This is a genomic window from uncultured Cocleimonas sp. (genome assembly GCF_947495625.1).
Lineage (GTDB): Bacteria > Pseudomonadota > Gammaproteobacteria > Thiotrichales > Thiotrichaceae > Cocleimonas.
This window is the reverse complement of sequence record NZ_CANLZW010000035.1, coordinates 40,633-50,099: the sequence shown is the minus strand read 5'-3', so window position 1 is coordinate 50,099 and position 9,467 is coordinate 40,633. Positions and strand designations below refer to the sequence as shown.

General features: G+C 39.9%; 7 protein-coding genes. 6 read left to right on the top strand and 1 reads right to left on the bottom strand.

What is annotated here, in order from left to right:
- Window positions 1-773: 773 nt before the first annotated feature.
- A complete protein-coding gene (locus tag Q1A31_RS17080) occupies window positions 774-1,781 on the bottom strand; it encodes a carbohydrate porin (protein WP_299879587.1) in 1,008 nt (335 codons plus the stop codon).
- A gap of 570 nt (window positions 1,782-2,351) precedes the next feature.
- On the opposite strand from Q1A31_RS17080, the gene Q1A31_RS17075 reads away from it, so the two are divergent.
- The 6 genes from Q1A31_RS17075 to Q1A31_RS17050 all read left to right on the top strand — a co-directional run bounded on the left by Q1A31_RS17075 (window position 2,352) and on the right by Q1A31_RS17050 (window position 9,465).
- On the top strand, window positions 2,352-3,299 hold the full coding sequence (locus tag Q1A31_RS17075) for a carbohydrate kinase (RefSeq protein WP_299879582.1): 948 nt from the start codon (window positions 2,352-2,354) through the stop codon (window positions 3,297-3,299).
- Between the two features lie 66 nt (window positions 3,300-3,365).
- Window positions 3,366-4,145: an L-iditol 2-dehydrogenase gene (locus Q1A31_RS17070; protein ID WP_299879579.1), complete on the top strand. Its 780-nt coding sequence runs from the start codon at window positions 3,366-3,368 to the stop codon at window positions 4,143-4,145.
- Window positions 4,146-4,355: 210 nt separating this feature from the next.
- Entirely contained in the window at window positions 4,356-5,693 is a 1,338-nt protein-coding gene (locus Q1A31_RS17065) for an NAD(P)/FAD-dependent oxidoreductase (protein WP_299879576.1), read from the top strand.
- A 529-nt stretch (window positions 5,694-6,222) separates the two neighbouring features.
- Window positions 6,223-7,536 carry a sugar ABC transporter substrate-binding protein gene (locus Q1A31_RS17060; RefSeq protein WP_299879573.1) on the top strand — a complete coding sequence of 438 codons (1,314 nt, stop codon included), beginning with the start codon at window positions 6,223-6,225 and terminating at the stop codon, window positions 7,534-7,536.
- Window positions 7,537-7,740: 204 nt separating this feature from the next.
- Window positions 7,741-8,619, top strand: a complete 879-nt coding sequence (locus Q1A31_RS17055; protein ID WP_299879570.1) for a carbohydrate ABC transporter permease — start codon at window positions 7,741-7,743, stop codon at window positions 8,617-8,619.
- Between the two features lie 12 nt (window positions 8,620-8,631).
- Window positions 8,632-9,465, top strand: coding sequence for a carbohydrate ABC transporter permease (locus tag Q1A31_RS17050; protein ID WP_299879567.1), 834 nt, complete (start codon window positions 8,632-8,634; stop codon window positions 9,463-9,465).
- Window positions 9,466-9,467 lie beyond the last annotated feature (2 nt).

Genomic DNA, 9,467 nt, shown 5'->3' with positions numbered 1-9,467 from the left:
AGACATAAGAAAAGCGAGCCTCAGATGAAGTTCGCTTTCTAATGGTAAACTGTGGGACAGTAGTGAGGTCACCCCCCTACTTTAAGGCACTTTTTATTAGCTTCTTCCTCAGTTTCTCTTTTTAAATAAAACTAATCATTAATAGTAAACGTCTCGCTCTTTTTTAACTTTTTTTAGCTTATTAAAGCTCACAGTCATAGATATAAGTGAGCTTGATTCTCACTCCCCATTTTTATTACATCTCCTGCTTTTTTCACAGCGTGCGTCTAATTTTATTTATTAAGCGTTTTAACTGATGACAAACAAATACTTATTTATCTAAAAAATTGAGGTAACAAAAATGAATAAACTTATATTAATTGTAGCTGCACCTTTCATCCTAAGCGCTTGTTCGACGGGCTCTTATACAGCTGATAAGGTTAATTACTCTAGCCCGACAACTGTAAATTATGGTCCTAGTAATTCAGAAAGCTTTAGAAGTCCGGAAGTAAGATCAACAAGTAGCAATCAAGGTAGCCTGGTATCTTCCAAATTAAGTGCTAGGAGTGGAAGAGCTCGATAAATAGCGATTGGCTATATTCTTAAGAAAAGAAAAGAACAGATAACTGAAAAAGAAAATCTCAGAAAAAAGCGTGTTCTCTTCTCCCAATGGCCCCATTGAGAGAAGAGAATTCATGCCCCAGTATTCGATGAAAAAGACTGTAACTTATGCCACTAATAAACTCGGGGTAGGGTTTACTTAACGCAGCTATAAATTTTGTAACTAACTACAATTAGAATGTGTAGTTAAAACGAAGCTTTGCAGCGTTTAATGTATCGTTGTCACCAACATTATCTGCTTTAGAAGTATTTACCGCGAAAGTTACGCTTGCATCTTTCAAGTTAAGCAAAGGCATAGTGTAAGCTGCGTATAATGTGTCCACAGACGGATCGTCAGAACCAGCTCCATCAGCTTCAGAATGAAGATAACCAGCACCAAATCCACCTATGGTATAGTTCACTGCAAATGTATCTACCTCATCATCATTCTCATGCTCACCATGAGCATAACTAACATTTAAATCGCCACCGCCTAATTTAAAGCCAGCACCAATACCAAATCCATCAAAGTCTGAATCATTGTCGCTGATACTTTCTAAACCAGCATGAAGCTTTATGTTTCCGAAGTTGTAAGTCATCGCAGGACGGATCGCTGTAAACTCATCATCACCACTTTTGTTAGCCATTACACCTAATTCAAATAGGAACTTGTCTGAATTACCAACGTGGAATGCTGTGTGTAAAACATCATCTTTTCTACCGCGAGCGATATTAGCCTCGTATACCTGTACGCCACCAACGTTTGCAACTAAGGTATCTTTTCCTAACGGTACTAAGTTGATTGCCTCAAAACGACCGATTTGAACATCCCATGTATTAGTTTTACCAAACTGGAAATAAAGATCATCAACTTCTATTGCGTCATTACCAGGATAAGTAGTCGTTTCTTGCTCGATAAGAATATTCGTATCGCCAGGGTTAAATAGAACTAGTGGTTGTGCAACACCTTTACCGAAGTAACCGTTATCATTCGTTACCATGCCAACAGCGTTCAGTTTAATTCTGCCGCCGTGATCAAAGTTGCTATCGTTTTCATCTTCAGATGCAATAATGTCTAGCTCGACATCACCACCAATACTGAAGCTTTTACCCATCTTTTCATGTCCTGCTGAGTATCCAGATGTTGCTATACACATTGTGCTCAGGCCAAAAGCTATCGCTATGCTTAATTTGTTTTTCATGTCTCTTCCTTGTTAATTTTCATATTAAATTTAACTTACCCCGAATTTGGAAAGTAAGAGTTCTGTTTGGTAAAGACTTCAAAGAAAAGAGGGTAAATAAAGGGTATATTTTTCTTCTTACATCCGTTTATTTACAGATTAAAAAAGTTTAATTACGTCAAAATTTAATTTCTTTGAAGTACCTACAAATAGATAAAGCAATTCTAAACATTAAGTTTTGTCATAAGTGATACTCAGTTGCACAATGCTTTACCCGATTTGTCATATTCTTGTAATAATCCGTATCAGTGTCTTATCTAAATTTTTAGCGAATAGATGAAAATAGTAGCAATTTGAATAAGTTACGTTTTCTGCAAAGTGGCAAAATACTTAACTAACCATATGTTTTTAAAAGAAATTATCAAACTTTTTACTGATTCGGTTTATACGTAGTTGCAACAATCCAAATTAGTTCCCTAAAAAATATATTCATATTTCCCCTATATTTATCTGTCATTAGAGTATTCACGCAATTCAAAAAATGATGATAATCTGAACTTAACTTATGTATTTTTAAAGCTAGAGGTAGTTATGTTTGTAATTTGTGGTGAAGCACTTATTGATATTTTTGTAGAAGATAATCAGCGCCCCCCAGCTGAAAGTTTTCCAATGCAGGCATGTGTGGGTGGATCACCTTTCAATGTTGCGATTGGACTGGCAAGGCTCGGACAATCTGCCGCTTTATTCACCGGAATATCTAACGATATGTTTGGTAAACGTTTGAGTACTGTTCTTGAAGAAGAGAATGTTTCGCAAGAATTGATTGTAAAAAAGTCGTTGCCGACAACCGTTGCCTTTGTCGAAAAAGATAAAAATGGCGTGCCGACCTACTCCTTCTATGGGGAAGGTACTGCTGACCGTTCGATAACATCTGATGATATTAATTTTGATATAGATGACCCCATCGCGATACACCTTGGTTCTTATAGTATTGTTTCTCAACCTACCGCAGATTCTTTACTGTCTCTGGTTAAGAAATATTCAGGCAAGTGCTTAATTTCTCTCGATCCTAATATCAGAGCGATCGTCGAACCTGATATGAAAGTCTGGCAAAACAGGGTTGATGAATTAGTTAGCCTTGCGGATATCGTGAAAGTCAGCGATGAAGATTTAGAATTGATGTATCCAGACACTGCGCCAGAAGAAATCATCCAGAAATGGTTAGCGACTGGACTGAAACTAATCGTACTAACCAGAGGTGGAGAAGGAAGCTCGCTATGGAGTGCCCAAGCCCACACGAATCTTGAAACGCCTAAAATAAAAGTTATAGATACTGTTGGTGCAGGTGATACTTATCAAGCGGCATTACTGGATTCAGTCGGTGGCTTATTTGCGCAATATGGTAATGATTGGTCCGAACAGCTCGACGAAAACAAACTAAAAGAGATTGGTAACTTCTCAGCTGCTGCGGCAGCAATCACCTGCTCTCGACAAGGTGCTGATTTGCCGACAAAGACCGAAGTATTGAATTTCATCTAGTGACAGTTAAATTTTGTCACTAAGATCTCATTAATTTCATTTCTAACACCAAAAAGGGAAAATTGAATGAGCGCTAAACGCCTAGAGGGTCGCGTCGCCTTAATTACAGGGTCTGCAAGAGGCATCGGGCGTAGCTTTGCTAAACGTTACATTGATGAAGGTGCCAAGGTAGTAATAGCCGACATCAATATCGAACAGGCGCAGGCAACAGCTAAAGAGCTCGGTGAAAATAGCATTGCTATTGGTCTTGATGTAACCCAGCAAGAAAGTATTGACGCTTGTGTTGCCGAATCTATTCAGCAGTTAGGCAAGATCGATATTTTGATTAACAATGCGGCACTTTTCAGCGCTGCGCCTACGATAGAAATTGAGCGCAATGACTACGAGAAACTCTATGCGGTCAATGTATCAGGCACACTCTTCATGTTACAAGCTGTTGCAAAGCACATGATTAAACGCGGCGCAGGAGGTAAAATCATAAATATGGCGAGTCAGGCAGGTCGTCGCGGTGAGCCTTTGGTTGCCATTTATTGTTCGACCAAAGCAGCTATTATCAGTCTGACCCAATCGACAGGACTTGATTTGATAAAACACGGCATCAATGTCAATGCTATTTCACCCGGCGTGGTGGATGGTGAGCATTGGGATATGGTTGATTCTTTTTTTGCCAAACATGAAAACCTTAAGCCTGGCGAAAAGAAACAACAGGTTGGCAAGAGCGTGCCTTATGGAAGAATGGGCGTTGCTGAAGATTTGACAGGAATGGCTGTTTTCCTAGCCAGCAGTGACGCAGATTATATTGTCGCGCAAACATACAATGTCGATGGTGGACAGTGGATGAGCTAGCGTGTATTCCTTATCGTGGTTTTCCTTTTGCATGAATTTAATGATACTGCTTAATTTCTGAATCTATTACTTTTACAGTTCATCCTTAAAAAAACGCTCAAAGTACGGGGGTGTCTTCATATTAAGTACCTGGCATATATTGAGTGCCAGGCAGTTAGTATTGATATACTCCTCACCATATTTCCCTCTAAAAATATTGAATAATCAAACATGAATACAAAAAATAGTCCGCATCATATTGTCATCGTAGGCGGAGGTGCCGGTGGTGCTGAGCTGGCAAAAAAATTAGGTGATTCCGTCGGTAAGCATAATCAGGCTAAGGTCACTTTGGTCGATGCAAAATTGACACACATCTGGAAACCATTACTCCATGAGATTGCTGCCGGAACGCTGAATTCATCGATCGAAGCCATGGAATACATTGATCACGCGCATCGTCATCACTATAACTTTCAACTGGGCTATGTGGACCATGTCGATCCACAAGCAAAAGAAATTTCGATTGCCCCTACGCTGGATGATGACGAGGAAGAAACCATTCCACGCCGATCACTAAAGTACGATACGTTAATTTTGGCAGTCGGCAGTTTGACCAAACACTTCAATACCAAAGGTGTGGTTGAGTATTGTAAATTCCTTGATACCTTGGAAGAGGCCAATAACTTCCAAAGCTACCTGATGCGAAAAATGCTCAGAGCACAAAACCGCACTCAGGAATTAAGACCGGGCCAATTGCATGTTGCTATCGTCGGCGCCGGCGCTACCGGTATAGAGTTAGCGGCAGAATTACACGGTGCCACCAAGAAATTAATTGCTTTTGGTTTTGATAAACTCGAAGCAAGCCGGGATATTAAAATAACCATTATCGAAGCTTCACCCAGTATTTTACCCGCTTTACCAAAACGATTATCAGATGCCGCACTAGAAGAACTTCGAAAACTAAACATCGAAGTGATGACTGATGAACGCGTGGTTGAAGCCAAAAAAGAAGGCTTAATTACGCACTCGGGGAAATTTATTCCCGCTGAAACCATGGTCTGGGCAGCAGGTATTAAAGCACCTAATTTTCTTACTACGATTGATGGTCTGGAAACGAATGCGATTAATCAGTTATTGGTGAAAACCACCTTACAAACCACTAACGATGAAAATATTTTTGCTTTCGGAGATTGCGCCAGTTGCCCCTTGATAGGAGAAGAAGGTTTTGTTCCACCAAGAGCGCAGGCTGCGCATCAACAAGCCTCACTACTTGTGAAAACCTTGAAATATCGATTAGCCGGAAAAACGAATCTACCCGAGTATCGTTATGTTGATTACGGCTCATTAGTAAATCTAGGGCATTACAGCACGGTCGGTAATTTAATGGGGAACCTCATGGGTCGTTGGTCAGGAAGCATGAGTGTGGAAGGCTTTGTAGCAAGAATGGTTTATAAATCACTTTATAGAATGCATTTAATCGCTTTGCACGGCTACACCCGTGAAATTTTAATGACGATCGCCAACTGGATTACCAACCGTGGTTTAAAGCCACGTTTGAAGCTCCATTAAACATCATTTTACTTTAAGCACTGTATGCCCTATGCACGAAAGTAATACTTTCATGCATAGGGCTTAATTACAGCCATTCCCTGATACTGGACTTAAAAAAACCCATTAAAAGTAGGGGGGTGACCTATAATTAACTCATATACTCTAATGCAGTTACCCATGTTTAAGCTAGTAACAACAACAAAAACCAGTGCGATTAAGATCGTTCCTAATGTCGCCACACCGTCTATTCCAAGGCGACACCTTATAAAAACTTATAGTAAATTTAGCTACCCCATATTCTTTTCAATTTATAGTATCTATTGAGTTTTCAACGTAAGTTCATAAAAGTTAAGCTTTTTCTGCATACTTTTGTATTAGTTACGGCAATATCAGTCAAAAAAGTATTACAACTATGTTTTTCAGTATCAATCCAAATTAAATGTTACTGCTAATCTTACTGCACTTAGGTAAGGCTAATTACAGAGTTTAGTCAAAATTCGTTAAATCTTGTCTATAGTAATAATACAATCCAAAGGAGAGAGTAAGAATGGAACTGAAGAAAATAGTAGCCGCATTCGCTGGCACTTTATTAATGACCGCTGCAACAATTGCACATGCCGAAACTGAGCTAGTAATTGCTACTGTAAATAACGGTCATATGGTTGAAATGCAGAAGCATACAGATGCATTCGAAAAAGCAAACCCTGATATTAAATTGAAGTGGGTCACTTTAGAAGAAGGTGTACTTCGTTCACGTGTTACAACTGATATCGCTACCAAAGGTGGTCAATTTGATATCATGACTATCGGTATGTACGAAGCACCAATCTGGGGTAAGAAAGGTTGGTTAACTGAGCTGAAGTTCAGCGATGATTACGCTGTTGATGATATTTTCCCAGCAGTGAGAAAAGGTCTTTCTGCAGAAGGTAAGCTATATGCTGCGCCTTTCTACGGTGAGAGTTCAATGATTATGTATCGTGGTGATCTTGTTAAGAAAGCAGGATTAAATATGCCAAGCAGCCCTACCTGGGATGATGTTGAACAAATCGTCAAAGGTATTCACAACCCAGACGAAGGTGTTTACGGTATTTGTTTACGTGGCAAGCCAGGATGGGGTGATAACATGGCGTTTATCACAACTCTAGCAAATAGCTTTGGCGCACAGTGGTTCGGAATGGACTGGAAGCCACAGTTAGATTCACCTGAGTGGGAAGCAGCAGTTAGCTTCTACGTTGATTTACTCACTAAATACGGCCCTCCAGGATCTGCTAACAATAGCTTCAACGAGATTCTTGCGCTAATCAACGAAGGCAAATGTGGTATGTGGATTGATGCGACTATCGCTGCATCTTTCGTATCTGACCCTAAGCAATCTAAAGTTGCAGACGTTATTGAATTTGCTCAAGCACCTTCTAAGAAGACTGCGAAAGGAAAGAACTGGTTATGGGCTTGGTCTCTAGCTGTTCCTGCTTCTTCTAAGAAAACTGCTGAAGCAATGAAGTTTCTTGAGTGGGCAACCTCTAAAGACTACGTGAACTACATTGGTGAAAACGTTGGTTGGAATAATGTACCTACAGGAACTCGCGCTTCTACTTATGAGAACCCTAAGTTCCTTGAAGCAGCTAAATTTGCTACTGCTGAATTAGCGGCTATCCTGAGCGCTAACCCAGAAGACAGTACATTCAATCAGTCTCCATATGTTGGTGTTCAGTTTGCTGCAATCCCTGAGTTCCAATCAATTGGTGTCGCTGTTGGTCAGCAAATGAGTTCAGCGCTAGCGGGTAAAATAACCGTTAAAGAAGCACTTGCCAAGTCTCAAACTGCTGCAGATCGTACAATGAAAAAAGCTAAATATTACTAAGCTAATAACTCATTGTACTTAATGTTTCTACACTGGGTTCTGCAATCAGAGTTATTCAACTCAACAGAACTCAGTTAGAAACCTAGTTAGAAATCTATATAGATTTACTCGCTAGACTCTAGTTTTATGTAAAAAAGCAGTACTGGTGCATATCGATGTGCCAGTACTTTTTAAACCCCCAATTCTGTAAACGGAATTATTACTATGTCTTCAAACGCAACCGAAAGTAGATTTTTACCTCGTCTATTAATGAGTCCTGCTGTAGTGACCTTATTAATCTGGATGCTAGTTCCTTTAGGGATGACGATCTATTTCTCATTAATTCGCTACAATCTAATGTCCCCAGAAATTTCGGGCTTCGCTGGCTGGGAAAATTATGATTTCTTTATTACCAATCCAGCGTTTATGGATTCAGTATTTAACACGCTTATTTTATTAGGTAGCGTTGTAATAATTACTGTTGGTTTCGGACTTGCAATAGCACTTCTGATCAACAGCCCTTTTCCCGGGCAATCGTTTGTCAGAATTTTATTAATTTCGCCTTTCTTTGTAATGCCTACAGTAAATGCATTACTTTGGAAGCACATGATGATGAATCCCATCTATGGTGTATTCGCACAGATATCAGGCTTCTTTGGACTAGAGCCAATTGACTGGTTAACAGAGATACCACTGGGTTCCATTATCATCATGCTTAGCTGGCAATGGATGCCATTTGCCTGCCTAATTTTCATTACCGCTTTACAATCTATGGATAGGGAGCAGTTAGAAGCCTCACGCATGGATGGAGCGACCTATTTCCAACAGCTGAGATTTTTATACTTACCCCACATGGCACGCTCTATTGCGGTCGTGATCATGATCGAAGTTATTTTCTTGTTGAGTGTATTCGCCGAAATATTTACCACCACTTCGGGTGGACCCGGAACGGAAAGTACCAACTTAGCATTCTTGATTTTTCAGGAAGCACTAATGAACTTTGATGTGGGTGCGGCCTCTGCCGGTGCAATTTTCGCCATTATCTTGGCCAATGTCGTTGCAATCATTCTGATCCGTATGATCGGAAAAAATCTTGATAATTAATGGATAACTACTATGAAAATCTCTAAATACGATTGGAACGCATTATTTGTCACAAGAACAGTTGCCTCATGGCTTGTTGCATTTATTGTGTTTTTCCCACTACTTTTTTTAATGGTGACTGCCTTTAAAACAGAGTTACAAGCAATTGCTGTACCTTCGTTATGGGTCTTCGAACCAACTTTGGAAAACTTTACTGAAGTACAAGAGCGAAGCGACTATATGCGATTTGCCATGAATTCATTAATCACCAGTGTTGTATCAACAATTCTAGGATTAATCATTGCAGTTCCATCAGCTTATAGTTTTGCATTTTCACCAACGATACAAACCAAAAACATTATGGTGTGGATGCTTTCAACTAAGTTCATGCCTGCGGTTGGTGCATTGCTTCCGGTTTATTTACTTTTCCAATGGGTGGGTTTACTGGATAGCCAAATTGCTCTGATCATTGTTTTTACCATGTCCAATTTACCGATAATGGTTTGGATGCTGTATTCAAATTTCAAAGATATACCACATGAAATACTTGAAGCTTCAAGAATGGATGGCGCAAGTTTATGGGAAGAATTCCGTCACGTTCTATTGCCACTGGCAATGGGCGGCATGGCCTCAACCGGTTTACTCTGTTTGGTTCTTTCATGGAATGAAGCCTTTTGGGCGTTGAATCTAACTTCCGCCAATGCAGGCACGCTAGCGGTTTTAGTTGCCTCTTATTCAAGTCCTGAAGGCTTGTTCTGGGCAAAACTTTCAGCCGCTTCATTAATGGCGATTGGTCCAATCATTGTATTCGGTTGGTTTAGCCAGAAGCAGTTAGTTCAGGGACTCACCTTTGGTGCTGTTAAATAATC